The organism is Rhodococcus sp. ARC_M6 (assembly GCF_022810305.1).
Lineage (GTDB): Bacteria > Actinomycetota > Actinomycetes > Mycobacteriales > Mycobacteriaceae > Rhodococcus_F.
In genome coordinates this window covers 1-16039 of the sequence record NZ_JALGQH010000056.1, presented here as the reverse complement: position 1 = coordinate 16039, position 16039 = coordinate 1, and the positions used below count along the sequence as shown (strand labels likewise).

The following is a 16039-nucleotide window of genomic DNA, read 5'->3' as shown; positions in this document are numbered from 1 at the left end:
GGCTTTACGAGCATTGCGGCGATGTTCCTCCGGCTGAACTCGAGGAGTTCTACTACGGTGAACACAGAACTACGCGAATTGCGGAGTTCTCAAATCAGTAAGTCTCCGGACTCGCCGGTGCGATTCAATCGCGTTGGGTTTCCGGAATCTGGAGCACTACATCTTGCGGTCACTGATCCATTCGGGTCAGCTCCGGGAATCAATCAATGCACTCTAGAAACGGAAGAGCCGGTTTCTTGCCGCTCCTATGCCGGCGACATCTCCAGCTGGAGAATCGATAGTTGAGAGTAGTAGACGGCCTCGAACTCGTCGGGAGTGACGTAATCCAAGGTGCTGTGCAGGCGGCGGGTGTTGAACCAATCCACCCACTCCATCGTCGCGAATTCGATGTCGTAGATCGTCTTGATCGGGCCTTGCAGAAACGGACTGCTTTTGGAGACGGCTTCCGTCTTGAACAGTCCGATCGCGGACTCCGGTATAAGTCAAGTCAACTGAGACACTGACGATCAGTTGTTTTGGGATTCGAGTGCGGGTTCGTTTGGTAGGACCCCTGTTTGTGTGAGCGCCGAGCCAATGCTTCGGTGCTTGGATTTGTAGCCGATCTAGGCACGAGAACGGATATTTCTGGTAAACAATCGTTGGCGCGATCGAGCGCCAAGAACTTCGAAGGGGAAATTTAATGTCAGCTAAGGCTCTTGTAGCTGTGCTTGCTGCGGTCGGATTCATAGCAGGATGGGTAGTTCTTGCCACTCCCACAAGTGTGGTCGGAATCCAGGCCACCGGGTCCATGATGAGCTGCGGGTCTCCTCTCTTTCCGAAGTCGGCACCGAAAACCTTTGACGAGACGTTGACCTCCCTGGGCATTCTCAGCGAGGGCACTGAGGCGAAGTGTGAAGCCACGTTCGCTTCGCGTCGAACCATCGGCTGGAGTCTGGTTGTTGTGGGTGGGGTGGCCGGTGTTGGAGCAGCGGTAGCTCTTCGTTCGGAGCGAAAGCAGAGTGCATCGTCCGCCCCCGATGGGGCAGTGGCGGCGACTGAGCCTCAGTAACGAACAAGCAGAATCGTCTAAACGATCGAACCTCCGGTGCGGGGGATGGATCTACGCCGGGGGTTCGTTTGTATCTCGGCTAGCCGAGGGCTTGAAGATCGGCCCTGGCTTCGCTCAACTGCGCGAAAAGCAATGGATCGCTGGTCTCAGCTGCTGGATGGAAGATCCTGCGCAGCGTGGCGTAAACGGTACCTTCGCGCTGGCTCCCAGCTGCTTGCAGAACGTCTAGCGCCCGATCCCAGGATCCCAGGATCCCAGGATCCCTTGGCCTACGGCCTTGGCCGCCGGTACAGGTGCAGTGAATCCGGGTGTACTGTAGCCGCTGTACCGAAGTGCCGTTGCGACCGAAATCAAGTGTGGCTCAGACGGTTCCCATTCCAGGTTTTCACCGTCTCTGTCGGGTGGTGACGACTTTCCGATGATCGCCGAAAGCTTGGGCTTTTAGTTTGACACCGGGGCTTGTCGCCGGGAAGCTTAGACGCCAAGCGCCGGTCTCGATCTGGTGAAAATTACCTTCGCTTTCCCCAACACACACCCCACACGACCGCAGTGTTCGACTGGACTCGCGTCAGCCGATCAACACAGTCGGCGGTAGCCGACGTTTCACCCACGATTCCCGAGGCGAACAGCCTTGTTGCGCAGCCGAGCTGGTGGCGCACAATCGCAGGTAGGCCAGTCGGGTACCCGCAACTCACCGACAGTCATCGCGAGGAATTGCGCAACGCCCTTGCGTCATTGCCTTGGCCGTTGCGCGAGGAAGGCCGGGAGATCCGGCTGGTGGCAATAGCGGAAGACGTTGCGGCACGCAGCATTGCGCACCCGGCGTGGACGCACCTGATGCTCGACGCGCACCGCTCCGTCCTCGGGTTGGCGATCGAACTGCACACTCTCGCGGCCGCGGCGCACCAGTTGTTGACCGTGCGTGCCGCCAGGACCGACATCCAGACCGACGACGGTAGCGACGTCCTCGCCCGAGCGCGAGCAGAGTGGGAACGCCGTCACGTCGTTGCGGCGCAAGCAGAATCAGCATTGATCGACCAGGTTGCCGCGCTCCGAGCCGACGAAGATGCCCTCACGCCCATCGTGACGAGCTTGCGCAACCTCCGGGTGGTCACCGAGCTGGCAGCCGGGGGAGGAGACGTGGACCGGTTGTATCAGCAGATCGTCGGCTCCGAACTCGCGATCGGACACACCGCCACGTTGCGCGGCGACGTCGACGACGTCCGCGCCGGCCTCGATGCCCAGGTCGCGTACCTGGATTCCCTGATCGGACCGCGTCACAGTTCGTGACGCGGCGATCAGGGGCGCAAGAGATAGTGCGTTCCAGACCGGATCAGTTCTTCGCCTGCAATTTCAACACCCGATGATTGTTCCGGTCCGCGACGAACACATCTCCGGAATCCGAGATTGCGACGTCGGAGGGCTTATTGAGCTCTCCGAATGAAAGCTCAACGGCGTCTGTGGAACCATGCGCGACTTTGAGGATCCGAGGCCCGTGTTTCCCGTCGAGAATGACCATGTCGCCCGCACTGTTGATGTCGATATCTGTTGGAAACCTGTCTTGACCCCTGAGGACTGGAAGCTCCACCAACACCGTATCCGTCTTGAGGACATAGATTTGGGGACCAGGCATGCCCGTGAGGACATGAAGCTTGCCGTCACTTCCGATCGCCACATCGTTGAAATACTCGTCAGAGTTAGCGAGATTGGTCTGGCCGAGAAGGAATGCATACTCCCGCTCCCGATCCTTCGCGCCGCGGACGATCTTGCGGACAGCTACTGCGCCAAAGTCGTAGACGTAGACGGTGCCGGCATCGTCTACAACGAGTGACGTCGGATGGGAGGCGGTCGCGAGGACTTTCTGCGACGTGCTGTTAGGCGACATCTGCAGTACTCGCCCGTCTTCGGAATCGCCATCGCTGACGTAGACGTTCCCGTCGTTCCCGACTGCGATGCCATTGGCGCTGGTCAGGCTGTCGAACGGGATTGTCGACTGAGTATTGCTTCCGTTTGCGAGGTTCAGGACGCGGTCGTTACCCCAGTCCGTGATGTACACGTTTCCAGCAGAATCGACATCGATGGCGCTCGGGTAATCGAGTCCCTCGAACGATAGGACCTCGGCCTCCCCGGCGCTGGGTGTGGGTTCCGAACTGCATCCAGCCAGAGTCGAGATCGCGACCGCGGCGGCAGTCAGGAACGCTACTCGGTGAAGCGATGCGTTCGAGAGCGTTCGGGCGCGAATCATGAAGTTACTCCTGTGAGGTCGGTTTGCGACCTCAGGTGACCGCCCGGATGACCTTACTTGTCCGACTGCGTGAAACCGACCAAAACGTCCGAAGTGAAATCGGATAGTCGGTGTCGGCCAGTTTCAGCCGAACATGTGGGAACGGATCGTCGACAACAACGACATCGGCGGCATCCGCAACATCGTCGAATCCGACGACGAGAACGCCCGAGAAATGCGGAACCTGTCTCCGTTGTCGATCCTGTTGAGCGAAGACGAACGGCTCCAGGTCCTCGACAAGCTCAGAAACTCTGCGGCTGCGTGAACAGAGCCGACCTCGAGGAAGCCGTACTTGCGGCATGTAAACGGCTGGACGAGCCGATGATCGTCGTCTTCGGGTCGCAGTCGATTCTGGGAAGCTACGACGGAACGATGTTGCCGAAAGAAGCGCCCGTTCTATCGAGGTCGATATGTCTCCGTACAGCGCTTTCACTACGGGCGGTGGAGTGGAGGAGAAACTGAGTCTGCTCGACGTCTGGGTTGGTGAGGAGTCGGATTTCCACACCGTTCACGGGATCTATGTCGAAGGAATCCACAAGGACACCGTCGTGCTCCCGTACGGGTGGGACAACCGCCTGGTCCATTTCAATGTGACCGGTACCGAGGTGGGGCAGCGGTCGAACCGCTTTATGTCTGGACGCGATCGACCTGTGCGTATCGAAAACGATCGCCGGCAGGGGGAAAGACCACGAGTTCGTCGGAGCATTGATCCGCGAGAAGATCGTCACCCCCGCAGCAATACTCGATCGCATCGACAAGTCCGGAATCGAATGGCCGAGCGTCTACCGCGACGATCGTGAACTAGCGCTCTCGCGAGCACGGAACTGGCTCGTGGGTGTCGCAAATCGGCCCGTCAGTAGGTTGACGAACAGGGCGATGCACCCGCCGGGCATCACCGTCGATTACAGCGCGATCGTTGGCGGACTAGGGAGCGGACTTGCGGCGGCGGCGCAGCCGAACCCGCGGAGCGTCTCACGGCTCCTCCGTCGCGACAATCCTTCCGGCCGTGACGATCACAACGAACTCGATGCCGAGCGTGCACCGAAATCCGCCGAACACGGATACGACGTGACGGACTGACGAAGGTATGGGATCGGTGAGATAGGTCCACGAATCGACGTTGCCCTCCACCCACGAAATGGGTTGGCGGGCAACGTTGCCTATGTCGGTACGGGTCGGAAAGATCAGCTGGCTATAGGTCGTGTCAAATATCAAGCAGAGCATGTAGATGCGCCGCCCCGCGCACGGTCGTTGTCAGGGGGTCGTTGTAGGAGAGCGGTTGTCGACCAGCAGGTGTGTTTCGTCGGAGCGGGTGCCCAGCGCCCACGCTGACGTATGCGACCTCAACTCGAGGGGGATCGGAGGGTCATCTGGCGTAGTTCGGGCTGCTGTAGAGGCGGAGGGCCGGGTGCCAAGCTGACCTCGGCGTAACCCGAGACGGATCCGCCACAGCTACCACGGCATCTGATCCGGCCCTCCGTACCGTCAGCGTGACACCCGCCAGCCGGAGTTGTGAAGTGAGGCAGCGGTATCGGTGTCCCTTCGCTTGATCGACGGGTTGGATTCTGTGGTCAGTTCCAGCGAGCGGCGTCGTAAGCGGTGTGGTCACGGACCAAGGCGTGAGCGATACGGTTCGCGCGGTTTGCCAGGGCGCAGGCGACGATAGTGCCGTGCTTGCCACGGGCCTTCAATTCTGCGGCGTACTTCTTCGCGGCGGGTTCGGCGAGCCACAGACCGATACCGAGGTCCACCAACGCCCGCCGCAGTGCCACACTGCCCTCCCGGCTGATGCTCCCGTCGCGGCGGCGGCCGGCGGATTCGTACTGTACCGGCGAGAGGCCGGAGGTCCGGTGGATCTGCCGCGAACCCGGCCACCGGCCCGGATCGCCGAGTGCCGCACCGTAATTCGAGGAACGAACCACAGCCCACCCGGGAACGGTCGTCAGCGTCGCGAAGGGGCTGGACGGCACCAGCGATGCGAGTTCGGTTTCGGCGGCGGCGACTTGGGTGTCGAGGTCGCTCAGTAGTGCGAGGTCGGCGGCCAGGATGTGGCGGGCGATTACTGCGTCGGTGGTCGGTAGCGCTTCCCGTGCTGCGGTGACCAGGCGTTCGGCGACGGGGCGTCGGAGTTGTAGGTCGAGACCCTGCTCCTTGGCAAGGCGCACTAATTCCGCAGACGCGGCGGCTTCCGCGGACTGCGGTTCAGCCTCGAGATCTTCGCTCCCGACGCCTGTGCCACGACGCGCGAGGAGTTCGGTCGCTACCAGCGGGCCTGCTCGACCGCCGCCATGGCCCGGGCGCTTCTGGCGATGAGCTACGAGCTCGATGTCAGCGACCTCCTCGCTCAGGTGCGCGCCCCGACGTTGGTGGTGCACCGAGCCCACGACCGGGCAGCTCCCGTCGAGCAGGCCGCAGCACTCGCCGGCGGCATCGCCGGTGCGCAGCTGACGGTGCTGCCCGGCCGTTCGCATCTGCCGTACGCGGGTGACGCCGACGCGCTTGTGGCGACGGTTCGCCGCTTCCTCGGCCTGCGCGTCTCGCGGCGGGGCGCCCGAACGTTGACGGCCCGGCAGGGCGAGGTCGCGGCGCTGATCAGCGAGGGGTGCACGAACCGCGAACTCGCCGGCTGGGCATCGATGAACGGTCCGCCGAGCAGCTCGAAGTTCCCGAGAACCCGGACGCTGTTCGTCGGCGAGTGCAGCATCGACGAATACGGCTCGAAGAAACGGAAAGAGCAATTGAGGGTTGCCATCTCGGGCGCAGCGGTTAATCTCGCCAACGAGGAGGACTTCCGTGCTTGGCGAGACAAGGTGCTTGACCTGACCTATCGCCAAGCAGAACGGCCCATCTGAAGGTCTGAGAACTGCTCGAAGTTGACCGTCCCGGAGCGGTCCAATCGCAGGATTCGCGAGTTCTTCCTAATCTGATCAGTCAGCTCGCTGCGGACTTGCTAACCCACGAGATTCTATGAATTTTAACGGATCGAGGACGAGCCGTGTCCTATCGTTTCGTGCGCCCGCGCAGCGTCAGAACCCGAGGCAGCAACGTTTGCAGGGCGGGAGGATTGTTCCGCGTGTAAGCGTGACTCGCCCTGCGTGCAGGCCCGTGCGTTCGGCCGGGTACGTGGTCGCTGTCTGGGTCCGCTGTCGGTCCGGTCCCACACCAACTGCACACCAGACGAACCCCGATATAGGCGATCAGTGCGTTGCTACTCGGATATCAGGCTCAAGTTTTCCGGGCAATAGTTCTCGACGAGAATACGGACGAACGTGCCTAACTGTTGTGAGCCAATCGAGCGGGCAATTCCTTCGCCGTATACGGACATCAAGATCTGTCCGGAACCGGACACCAGATACCTCATTCGGTCCTCCAGATTGGAACAGAGACTCGGGCCGTAGCCAGTCTCGGCCAGCTTCTCGACAAGTACCGCTGGGTCGTATCCCGCGGGAAGAAACTTGGACAGCGCCTCAGTGAGGCTGTCTTGTGCTCCTGCGGGCGCGCTTGACGATTCCGAGACATCAGGCGGTACCGCGGAGGTCGGATCCCATCGAGAAATGGTGTGGTCAAGACCATCGATGACGAAGAGCGCGCGAGTGTTCGGGTCAACAGCAAGTCCTGCCGGATTCTGGCCGGTCCTGAATGTAGAAACTTGGGCGGAACTGCGCCCGTCCACCACCGTTATTGACTCGTTGTTGCCGCCGCCCAAGTAGATGAAGTTCCCCGCGGCGTCTACGGCGATGTCGGTCGGGCCGGGGCCGGCATACGTCGTTGCGAGCGTGCTGGCCGCAGAGTCGACGGCAACGAGGGTGCCGTCCGCGTAGTTCGCCACATACGCGACATTGGTCGCCGGATTGACCGCCACCGCGACCTGCTGTGGCCCGCCACCGACGGTGGCAGAGGAGACGACTGCCGACTGAACTGGGTCGAGAGTCCATACGGTTGGCCCCGACCGGCCGGGGCCAACGGCGTACACCAGATGGGTCTTCGGGTCGACGGCCACTCCTTCAAGTTCCGATGGGGAGTTGGAACTTGAGGGCGGAATGGGAATGTTGCCGATCACGGTGTGTGTTCGATCGTCGATCACTACGACCCTGCCCTTGCGATCAGCGGCATACACCCGACCCGCTTCGGGATCGACTGTGATCGATTCGAGGCGCCCTCCCGTTTCGATCGTCGAGGTGAACGTGTTGGTGTCGAGGTCGACGACGGTCACTTCATCGCTCAGTCCGGTGGCGTACAGGGTTCTGGTGGCAGGGCTGATTGCCATCACATCCGGGCGTCGTGGGGATTCGATCAGTCCCGGATCGGTGGGCTTCGGCGGTATCGAAATACTTGCGACCGGCGCAAGAGTCGTTGGATCGAGCACCGTGATCCAGCCTTGGCTCGAGGATCCGACGTAAACGCGGTTGGTTGTCGGGTCGACCGTGATCGAGCCCGGTGAAATCTCCACCGGGCTTGTCCGTGAACTCGGTGTGAACACCGTTCGGGCTGTTTTGGTTTGTACTACTGCTGGTCCGGGGGCCGGGGCTTGACTCACTTCGACGGAAGCGATCTGCTCACTGTGGTCATCCGCAGGGACCGATGACCCACAACCTGACGCGAGCACTGCAACGGCCAAGACGGGTACCACTGCGGATAACTTCATCGCCCCACTTTCAGATCGGTGGCCGTTGGCGGATTCTGACTAGTCAGAGCAACGGGCCTCGTCGAGGTCGACGTGTTGCTCGGGAACGACCCGGGGAGCGTTGCGACGGGACGCTCTCGCAGAGTTATATCAGACCTCTGCGGGGCGCCAGCAAGTGCGTATCCGCATTATTGATGCGGCGGTCGTTGTCGGCGGTATCCCAGCCGCGGATCTTCTCTTTGATCTCATCGAGTGAGTCGACAACGGGCATCGGGGACAACCGATTACGGCGGAACCGGCCCATCTCACCCTCCACGCCGCCCTCTCGTGCGCCCCGGAGATTCCGGGTTGGCCGTACAACGGGTCGAACCCGAATTCTCTGAACTCGCGTGAGGGGGTCAATTCTGTTGTCTGTCATCACTTCAGGCTGCCCTTGGTTGAGGTGGGCATGCCGAGCGTGACCGTGGCGCGGGTTGGCGTTCTGCGGTCGATTTGTCAAGATGGAACTCGTAGAAGCACCGCACCACCGTCGCGGTTCTGGTGGCAGCCGGGACCGCATGGTAACGATCGAAGCGGGATTGGTTGAGGTTCTGGGCGAGTACCTCGCGTCGCATGTCATCCGCTTCCCCCGTTCTGGCCGTGCGACGCCGTTCCGGGGAATGAATGTCACACAATCTCCGACCATGCGGTATGAATCAGGGCATGAAACGGACAATTGCTGCCCTGGCCTTCGTCATCATCGGTCTCGCGGCGAGCGGTTGCTCATCTGACAACGACAGTCAGCCTGCGCCGGTCATCACCACGACCACAGCAGTCACCAGCGCTGCTCTCAGTTCGACGACTGAAGCCATTGTCACGACACCTCCGGAACCTGCATTGACGTCGGCGGTGTACTACGAGGAGACCACCACCGACGAGACACAGCCATGGGTACCGGTTGTGACACTGGGAGAAGAATGCGGGCCAAGAGGAAGCACCGCAGTGACAGTCGACGGAGCAACCGCCTACTGCTCGCGCCTCGCACAGACCGACGGAGCAGTGTGGTGGACATCGCCCGGTGTAGCACCAAATATGAGGATCGCTACGCCGTACACGCCACCGCCGACAACCAAACGTCCGTACCCCACCGCCGATGAATCGTTCATCGAAACGTGTATGGGAAAGACCGGACAGACCCGTGCGCAGTGCATCGCATCCATTCAGCATGGGATAGACGCTGGGAATATCGTTGTCCCATAAGGTCACCCGCCAGATCAATGTCATGGGCCGGAAATGAGCAAAGCCACGTCAGTGGCGGCAGTCCGCGATCGCAGCAATGACGATGCCATCATCATTGCCGATCAGTGATCACCTGCAGGTGCCAGTGCATTGGCCCCGTCCGCAGCACATCCCTCGGCAAAGGGTTAGTCGCCCAATCGATCGTCGCCACGAGTTGGTCGGTGGTAGTTAGGGAGATTCGCGGCAAGTTCGGTGAGGCCAGCGATATCGCCGCGCAGTGCGTCGAGTGTGACATCGATCGAAACGCCAATGTATGCACTGTCTTTCGTAATCGACCAAGTGTGCTCGGCAGCGAATTCGTCGCTGACTGCACTCGCGAACAACGCGCCAAATTTGTTTTCGATCTCGTTCACACGCTGCACCTTCTCCATCACCGCCAACTGTTCGTCGAGTTCGCATACGTGGAGAGCTAAGGATTCGAGAGCCTCCACTCGATCGATCAGGGAGGTCCACGCGGCGTCGAATGGGGCGGTGGCCTTGTTGATATGGTCGCGGGCCCGGACACTGGCAGGGCTGTGGCTGGTGAGGTCATGGCCGAGGTGCGTACGAAGAGAACGCAACTCGAATGCATGGAGGATGATCTGACGTAGCTCCTCTTTGCAGTCGAGTCGAATTCGTTGGGTCTCAAGAAACTTGCTCGACCAGGAAGGGCTTTTTCGGATTCGTCGAGTCAATGATGCAGCGTAGGCAACGAGGCGATATTCCTTGCTTTGGTCTGGGCGTAGGGTGATGATTTCGCATGCCTGATCGATCTCGGCGCAGTCTTCGACGGTGAGGTCACTCTTGCGTGTCGTGTCGAGAACCATTATCCCGATGAAAGAAAGTCCGGCGATCAGTAGGCACAGAGCTGACCATCCGAAAAGGCTCCATCCTTGACCTCCGATACCTTCGAGCAGGCCGCTGGTTCCTCCAAATGCGGCGCACGCACCGAAAATGAGGAACAGTCCGGTGGCGATATTCGATGAGCCCTTGTTCGCTTTCACGAGGAGCGGGCCGCCGTACCTGTAGGTTTCAGCGGCGACCCTTTCCTGGTGCATGCTGTCGCTGTTCTCGGACGCGAGCTTCTTCTCGAATGCCGTCGGATTCTGTGATTTTCGGTTCAGGTTGTCGATCTCACGGCTGCTGCGGGCGCTGCGTTCAAGATCGCATGTGCGACGCTGCGAGGGCGTGAGTGCCCGCGGATTCGCATATCCGAGAGAGCGGCGGTACGCCAATTTTTCGCGGAGCTCTGGGGACAGTCGCGACTCCACGAACTGTGGGTATGCAGGAATTTTGGCGTCCCCGAACTGGTGTGGAGGAACGTCGTCGCGTTCGAACTGCCGGCGCAGCCGTTGCGCAGCAGTCTCTTGGCCTTCGTGGTTGCGCGGATTACTCGGTTCCATCCACTCACTCTCATATCTGACGAAACACTCAAAACGTTCATTAGATACGAGGGCAGACGAGATGCAGAAATCTGCGCGAGCCGCGGTCTGATGGGACAGTGGTTCAGTTCAGGACGAGTCCCCTACGAACGGTAGCTTTGTCCAGACGAAGAACGTAGTTGCTGGAATCTCCGCAATCGCTGTTCTGGAAGAAGAGAACATAGTTTGTGGCGCAGCCTGGTTTACTGCTTTTGAAGCGGATCCCGTCTATCTTTTCGACCTGGTAATCTCTGACACTTTTGGTGACTAGTTGTGTCGGAAGGTATCCGACCTCAGGTTTTTTCCCGATAGGCTTGCTGAGATCGTAAGAGAATCCATGGAGGAAGTCGATGGGGTAAAAGTCACAGCGTTCGGTGGGGGAAAAAATGCTCGGTGTATAGGCAATCAAAGTCAAATCCAAGATGAGCAAGTCTCGGGTGGGCGTGAACTGTCCAGCCGTCGCGTATTGATCCTCGGAATATCCGATCTCAGCTAGGGCTGTATCGAGTTCATCGGCACCGTAGAACATGGATTCGCCCTCTCGGCTCATACGGTTCGCTTTGGCATACTTGGCGGGTGCGGAACCTAACTCTGCACCATTGACAGCGAAGTGCGGGACCTCGTCCGGATGCGTTCGTGCACGCCAAATTTTTGTGTCAGTTTTGACGACTTTAAGCAAGGACTCGTAGTCGAAGGCGATGTAGTTGAGGATTGTTGCCATGAATCTTGTTGGGGAGAGGATCAACGAATCCGGGTTGTACGCGACAGGGGCAGGGTTCATCGCGTGCTCGTTGAATCGTTTCCAGCCAAAAGGAAGTTCAGCTTTGTCCCAGCCGTAATTGTTGTACGTCCAGTGGTCGGTGGGTAGTGATCCTTCGATTGCTCGGAACAAATCGACGTTTCCTTCGGCGACTGCTCCCCAGCAATGTTCCTCGGCTATTTCATCGGTTGAAAACCACTCAAGTCCGTCTCCGCCTCCTGTGGGTGGATTTCCTACCTCTGAACCAATAGAGTAGATCCAAGACAGACCATCGAGTACAAGGTCCATGTAGCGATCGAACGCGATCGCTACGTTTTTTCCGCTGGGGTCAACTTCGTTATTGCAGAACGAGCACGATTCGAAAATCGGGTTGTCTTCATCCTCATATTCAGCGTTTCGCGCTACCTCGCGTGCAGAATCGATAATTGGCTTCCCCATGCAATTGATGCAAACGGACTCGATACTCGTCCAGTCGGGTTCTCCCGGTGGATCAATACATGTCATGGAACAAATGTGGCATACGTGCCCTGAACCGATTCTCTGAGGTGGAAGTAGTGCATTGCGAATGCGACAGTGCCAGCAGCGGTGTTGAGCGTTCTTTGCGATGGCGCTCTCTGAGAATGCTCAGGTTCGTCACCGAAAGTGCTCATCCTGCCGTCTACTGGGGTCAGCGTCAGTTCGATCGCCGGAAGGGTCAGGAGTGGGTGGTCAGTTCCTCGAGGTACCTTCTGGCGTCGGTATCGCCAGCCTTGGTGGCTAATTCGAACCAGTGGCGGGCACCGTCGGGATCTGGTGGGTCCATGCGGTATGCGAGGAGCAATCCGAGCCGCGACATCGATACGGGGATGCCTTCGGTAGCGCCCTGTGTCAACCACTGGCGGCCGCTGTCGATATCCGGCGGCTCCGTGCAGAATGCGAGCAGGATTCCGAGATTGACCATCGCGAGCAGGTAGCCAGCTTCGGCGGCTTTGGTCAGCCAGAGGCGGGCCTGGTCGTAGTCCGGACGTATAAGGTATAAGTCTGAATCCGAGTAGCAGTCCCAGCTTGATCATGGATTGGTAGTCACCGGTCGCCGCCGACTTTTCCCACCAGTGGATCGCCGCCTCGATATCGGGTTCATCGAGACGGTCGACGAGCAGGGTTCCGAGTTCTCGCATCGCATCGACATCACCATTTGTGGCAGCGCGTTCGTACCAGCGGCGCGCACTGGCGAGGTCTGGGGGATCGAGCAGCGTGGCGTGCAGGCGAGCGAGGTGAAACATGGCGCTCGGGTCGCCGTCGGCTGCGGCCAGCTCCCACCAGTGACGAGCTCCGGTGAGGTCGGGCGGGTCTGTTCGGTAAGCGAGGAGGAGCGCGAGTTCGCGCATCGAGTCGGTGTTGCCGGCGGTGGCGCTCCGCTGGTGGTAGCGACGAGCACTTGCGAGGTCATGTGGGGCCACCCAGCCTGAGCCCGTGTGTACGTTTGCTTGCACGCCAGCGCTTTTGGGCGGTGTCTGGGGTACACCCGGAAACGGTGCAACGGCGCGCTCGCGCAACGCGCCCGCAGGCACTACTTCGCATTCCCCGGTGCCGTTGTCGTAGACAACCAAGCCACACCATTCGTTCCGGTCATCGCGGCGCCAATGCAGCAGGGTTCCGTGGCGTTGACCGGTGTCGGTGGTGATGGTGCATGCCTTCATCAGGGTGCTGTCGCCGCGCGAGCGTGCCACCTCGGGCAGACACACGATGCACGCGAGGCCTGTCCGGCGTGCGGCAGACAAACTCTTCGAATCGATACGTGCGTTCGTAGCTCCCCGTCGCGCCAAAGCGAGGTCTTTAGTGAGGACGCTGCACGATGCCGCAATGTGGTAGATCTCGTGCGATTTGCCGCCCGCCACGGTAATCACAGGCCCGATGGAAGGCTTATGCGCCGCACGTGATTTCTCTGTGTCAGCGGCGTTCATGTCGGCTATATGCGGGTCGACCGTCCACTGGGGTGACCAGTCGGCGATGTTCGGGTCGACGACCGGTGACCGAGTGAGGTGGTCGTATTCGCTGATTTCTGCTTCGGAGTTGCGTGGGCCGTCAGGGTCGAAGCGACGAGTGAATTTCTTGGCCATGAAAGCCCTGTCCGGTCCTGCGCCGGGACAGGACGCGCCGGCATCTTCGCGTTCGACTACGAAGGTATCTTCGCATTTGAATACGAAATTTGTGCCTGATGCGTCCAACGAGCTGACTTCGCCTTTGGCTTTACGGCTGACAGTTGTCTTGGACACGAGTCAGTCGCTCGATCACCGTGCGGTTGCGGCGTCGGTGAAGGTCGCGAACCCAGGCAGTGCGAATACCGCTAGTGCGACCGGCGTGATCGTCAATGCCGTTGGCAGCACCACCTTTTCGAACGTCCCGTACGCGCGGATTCGAAGCGGCGACGGCAGCGTGACTCCTACCTCCGCTTACCCTTTCATAGTCGCCAACGGAGCGAGGAACGAAATCACCTCGCGGGTGATTCCCGTAGCTGACGCAGCCGGGGAGCAGCGAACATCCGCCGTGCGATGACCGACAACAACGCGGCCACGCTCGGAGAATGCGAGAGCCAACACTGTTTCTTCGTGGTGGCGTCGCCGAAACGCACTGCAGAAGTCGTCCGACGACTGGCGCCTCGTCAAGACGGGCGCCTCCACCGATCGCATTGATCATCACTGAATCAGGAAAGCGGGAGGAGAAGCCGCTGGCGATCATTGTTGCCGGCGATCTTCCGACGCTGACCGCAGCGCTGGACGCCGCGTAGAGGTCCGAGAGGAGTGAACTGGGGAATCTGTTGGTTCCCAATTCCTACTTCGAAAATGGGCTTCGATTGTGCCGTACGGACTTAAACTTCATTGCGCGAACTCCGAATCCAGTAGTCCGATCATGTCGCTATGTCCTCGGAGTATGCGTTTCGATATGGGGCGGGCGGGAAGACGCCATCGACGATATCCTCCAGAGTCATTTTCACGGCGGTCAGGTTTGACCTCCGCCAGGTATTGATCACCTCGATCACGTCTGGATAGAAACGATGTCGTCCAAAGCGTTCAGCTACACCTTCGAGCAGTTGAAGCATTGACAGCGTGACTGCCGTGGGTGGGTAGATGCGTCCGTCGAAACGGTAGAGGTTCGGCAAGCTTCTCAACTGCATATCAAGGTCGGAGGTTGGCGTGTTCGGGAGCCCTCCGTCAGGAACCACGATGAGAGGCGCGAATACCGAGTCTTTTCCTAATCCGAAGTCGGCGTGTCCCGAGTCCGCCAGTCGATCCATCGTTTTGCCGAGTTGATCGAACTTCTCACCCGGATTGGAAAACGTTGCCTCCATGTCCGCCGCGTAGTCATCTACGGTGCCGAGTCCTTGCGCGAGTTCAGCACTCACATGGCGGTTCGTGGCGTCGACGACTATGCATAGCCGACCCGCCACGATGACCCAATCGCATGCAGACGGCATTGCCCCTCGCTGTGTGGACCAGGTTTGCTGCAACTCATCTTCTGTAATCAATCGTGTCGCCAGCGTGCTGTTCGCCACGATGTTCGCCAACGAGTCACCGACCGCCCGTTCGAAGATGTGATTCATGCCGTCGCTGAACGACTCAGCGACAGAACCTGATTCGGCATCGCCAGAGGGTAGAAATCCGGGCAATCCCGCGAACGTGGGCCAATACAGCATCGAGCCGAAGAAACGGTCTGCAACCCACTGATATCGCAGAACGAGGAGCGTGTCATCGGCAATCCTGAGGAATGGAAATCGGGTCATAGTGTAGCGCTGCTGTTCGATCGAGCCTCGGCGTCGATCGCGTCTCAGGTTCGAACGATAGCTGCCAATCGGGGCTGACATCTCGAGGATGCAGTAGTCCACCGCAGATTCTGTCGCGCCGGCAGCGATCAGTTCGGAGCGGCTGAACTGCAACTGGTTGTTCGACTTCATCCGAGCGACGATATAGCCGCCGACCTTGAGTAAATCGCCGAGTGGAATGCCATTCGCAACGAAGAATGCATCAGCGGGAGTCTTACCCAGTTCGGAACGAATGACGCGATCAGGCCACTCACGAAACCACGTATCCATGGTGTTCCCCTGCAGCACTTCCAGCTTGAGAGGTGCGTCAAACAGCACGCTTGCCACTTCAGTTATCAGTGCCTCACGTAGGCGAGCTATCGTCTGCTCGGAATTTAGGCTGAACGTTTCGTTCAAAATACGCTCTACAGTCTCGCGTGACGCAGTTCCAGTGGGGCTGAGTTCACTCGCGTTATGTTCGGTGTTAATCGAAAGCAACATGCGCGCGATCTGGTCAGATTGGACAGTGGGAGACGTCTCGGCGGTGTTCGCAAACTCAAGTACCTCTCGCACGAGCTGTGCAAGAGATCGTGGCACGAATAGCGTGTGTCCGTCGCTGACTCGCGCCAGAAGCTCAGCCGCCCAGTCGGCTTCGACAGTCTCGACGAACGCAAGTTGAATTCGACCAGCTTGCCAGTCGGTTGTCATCGCAATATCGAAGGGAGCCCATATATCCACAACCCTCCGTGTCAGGATTTAGTGAGACACTCGGAGGCAACCGAGATCACTCACTGAGGGCATGAAACGAGCATCACCGATGACCAGCCCGAACCCCGAAACAACACCAGATGCGCCGGCAGATCCCGC

The 16039-nt window shown here is 59.5% G+C and carries 15 protein-coding genes and 3 pseudogenes; 6 read left to right on the top strand and 12 right to left on the bottom strand.

The features are described from left to right. Positions 1-245: 245 nt before the first annotated feature. Positions 246-464: an integrase core domain-containing protein gene (locus tag MTX36_RS29175; protein ID WP_308198269.1), complete on the bottom strand. Its 219-nt coding sequence runs from the start codon at positions 462-464 to the stop codon at positions 246-248. A 215-nt stretch (positions 465-679) separates the two neighbouring features. Between MTX36_RS29175 and MTX36_RS29170 the strand changes: the two genes are divergently transcribed. Further along, positions 680-1048 (top strand): hypothetical protein, encoded by a 369-nt coding sequence (locus MTX36_RS29170; RefSeq protein ID WP_243623147.1) that lies wholly within the window; start codon positions 680-682, stop codon positions 1046-1048. Positions 1049-1597: 549 nt separating this feature from the next. Next, positions 1598-2338 (top strand): hypothetical protein, encoded by a 741-nt coding sequence (locus MTX36_RS29165; protein ID WP_243623146.1) that lies wholly within the window; start codon positions 1598-1600, stop codon positions 2336-2338. Positions 2339-2381: 43 nt separating this feature from the next. On the opposite strand, the gene MTX36_RS29160 is transcribed toward MTX36_RS29165, so the two are convergent. Then, a complete protein-coding gene (locus MTX36_RS29160) occupies positions 2382-3293 on the bottom strand; it encodes a hypothetical protein (protein ID WP_243623145.1) in 912 nt (303 codons plus the stop codon). Positions 3294-3426: 133 nt separating this feature from the next. Between MTX36_RS29160 and MTX36_RS29155 the strand changes: the two genes are divergently transcribed. Both MTX36_RS29155 and MTX36_RS29150 read left to right on the top strand, forming a co-directional pair. Further along, a complete protein-coding gene (locus MTX36_RS29155) occupies positions 3427-3597 on the top strand; it encodes a hypothetical protein (RefSeq protein ID WP_243623144.1) in 171 nt (56 codons plus the stop codon). Positions 3598-4037: 440 nt separating this feature from the next. Beyond that, positions 4038-4412, top strand: coding sequence for a hypothetical protein (locus MTX36_RS29150; protein WP_243623143.1), 375 nt, complete (start codon positions 4038-4040; stop codon positions 4410-4412). Positions 4413-4903: 491 nt separating this feature from the next. Here the strand turns inward: MTX36_RS29150 and MTX36_RS29145 are convergent, their stop codons facing one another. Further along, the gene (locus tag MTX36_RS29145) at positions 4904-5497 is read right to left on the bottom strand and encodes a transposase (RefSeq protein WP_374230578.1); all 594 of its coding nucleotides are present in this window, start codon (positions 5495-5497) and stop codon (positions 4904-4906) included. Between the two features lie 123 nt (positions 5498-5620). On the opposite strand from MTX36_RS29145, the gene MTX36_RS29140 reads away from it, so the two are divergent. Then, positions 5621-6184, top strand: coding sequence for a hypothetical protein (locus tag MTX36_RS29140; RefSeq protein ID WP_243623149.1), 564 nt, complete (start codon positions 5621-5623; stop codon positions 6182-6184). 356 nt (positions 6185-6540) lie between these two features. On the opposite strand, the gene MTX36_RS29135 is transcribed toward MTX36_RS29140, so the two are convergent. Together MTX36_RS29135 and MTX36_RS29130 are read right to left on the bottom strand one after the other, a co-directional pair. Continuing rightward, positions 6541-7977 carry a YncE family protein gene (locus MTX36_RS29135; protein ID WP_243623142.1) on the bottom strand — a complete coding sequence of 479 codons (1437 nt, stop codon included), beginning with the start codon at positions 7975-7977 and terminating at the stop codon, positions 6541-6543. A 172-nt stretch (positions 7978-8149) separates the two neighbouring features. Continuing rightward, positions 8150-8331: pseudogene (locus MTX36_RS29130) on the bottom strand (IS21 family transposase); the annotation flags it as partial. Positions 8332-8658: 327 nt separating this feature from the next. Here MTX36_RS29130 and MTX36_RS29125 point away from each other — a divergent pair. Continuing rightward, on the top strand, positions 8659-9195 hold the full coding sequence (locus tag MTX36_RS29125) for a hypothetical protein (RefSeq protein ID WP_243623141.1): 537 nt from the start codon (positions 8659-8661) through the stop codon (positions 9193-9195). Positions 9196-9359: 164 nt separating this feature from the next. Here the strand turns inward: MTX36_RS29125 and MTX36_RS29120 are convergent, their stop codons facing one another. From MTX36_RS29120 to MTX36_RS29095, 7 genes and pseudogenes are all read right to left on the bottom strand, one after another. Further along, a complete protein-coding gene (locus tag MTX36_RS29120; protein WP_243623140.1) occupies positions 9360-10616 on the bottom strand; it encodes a hypothetical protein in 1257 nt (418 codons plus the stop codon). A 103-nt stretch (positions 10617-10719) separates the two neighbouring features. After that, on the bottom strand, positions 10720-11832 hold the full coding sequence (locus MTX36_RS29115; protein ID WP_243623139.1) for an RES domain-containing protein: 1113 nt from the start codon (positions 11830-11832) through the stop codon (positions 10720-10722). A 256-nt stretch (positions 11833-12088) separates the two neighbouring features. Then, the gene (locus MTX36_RS29110; RefSeq protein ID WP_243623138.1) at positions 12089-12334 is read right to left on the bottom strand and encodes a hypothetical protein; all 246 of its coding nucleotides are present in this window, start codon (positions 12332-12334) and stop codon (positions 12089-12091) included. 21 nt (positions 12335-12355) lie between these two features. Further along, positions 12356-12418, bottom strand: a pseudogene (locus tag MTX36_RS30735) (hypothetical protein); the annotation flags it as partial. 190 nt (positions 12419-12608) lie between these two features. After that, positions 12609-12656: pseudogene (locus tag MTX36_RS30730) on the bottom strand (hypothetical protein); the annotation flags it as partial. A gap of 1170 nt (positions 12657-13826) precedes the next feature. Then, complete coding sequence (locus tag MTX36_RS29100) at positions 13827-14063, bottom strand: hypothetical protein (RefSeq protein ID WP_243623136.1); 237 nt, start codon at positions 14061-14063, stop codon at positions 13827-13829. Between the two features lie 218 nt (positions 14064-14281). Continuing rightward, positions 14282-15880 (bottom strand): hypothetical protein, encoded by a 1599-nt coding sequence (locus MTX36_RS29095; RefSeq protein ID WP_243623135.1) that lies wholly within the window; start codon positions 15878-15880, stop codon positions 14282-14284. Between the last annotated feature and the right edge of the window lie 159 nt (positions 15881-16039).

Bases quoted from the DNA above. Each gene is read 5' to 3' on its own strand.
- MTX36_RS29170 (WP_243623147.1), top strand. From the start codon at position 680: ATGTCAGCTAAGGCTCTTGTAGCTGTGCTTGCTGCGGTCGGATTCATA.
- MTX36_RS29160 (WP_243623145.1), bottom strand. From the start codon at position 3,293: ATGATTCGCGCCCGAACGCTCTCGAACGCATCGCTTCACCGAGTAGCG.
- MTX36_RS29155 (WP_243623144.1), top strand. From the start codon at position 3,427: ATGTGGGAACGGATCGTCGACAACAACGACATCGGCGGCATCCGCAAC.
- MTX36_RS29140 (WP_243623149.1), top strand. From the start codon at position 5,621: ATGGCCCGGGCGCTTCTGGCGATGAGCTACGAGCTCGATGTCAGCGAC.
- MTX36_RS29135 (WP_243623142.1), bottom strand. From the start codon at position 7,977: ATGAAGTTATCCGCAGTGGTACCCGTCTTGGCCGTTGCAGTGCTCGCG.
- MTX36_RS29125 (WP_243623141.1), top strand. From the start codon at position 8,659: ATGAAACGGACAATTGCTGCCCTGGCCTTCGTCATCATCGGTCTCGCG.
- MTX36_RS29120 (WP_243623140.1), bottom strand. From the start codon at position 10,616: ATGGAACCGAGTAATCCGCGCAACCACGAAGGCCAAGAGACTGCTGCG.
- MTX36_RS29115 (WP_243623139.1), bottom strand. From the start codon at position 11,832: ATGGGGAAGCCAATTATCGATTCTGCACGCGAGGTAGCGCGAAACGCT.
- MTX36_RS29110 (WP_243623138.1), bottom strand. From the start codon at position 12,334: ATGGTCAATCTCGGAATCCTGCTCGCATTCTGCACGGAGCCGCCGGAT.
- MTX36_RS29100 (WP_243623136.1), bottom strand. From the start codon at position 14,063: ATGCGATCGGTGGAGGCGCCCGTCTTGACGAGGCGCCAGTCGTCGGAC.
- MTX36_RS29095 (WP_243623135.1), bottom strand. From the start codon at position 15,880: ATGACAACCGACTGGCAAGCTGGTCGAATTCAACTTGCGTTCGTCGAG.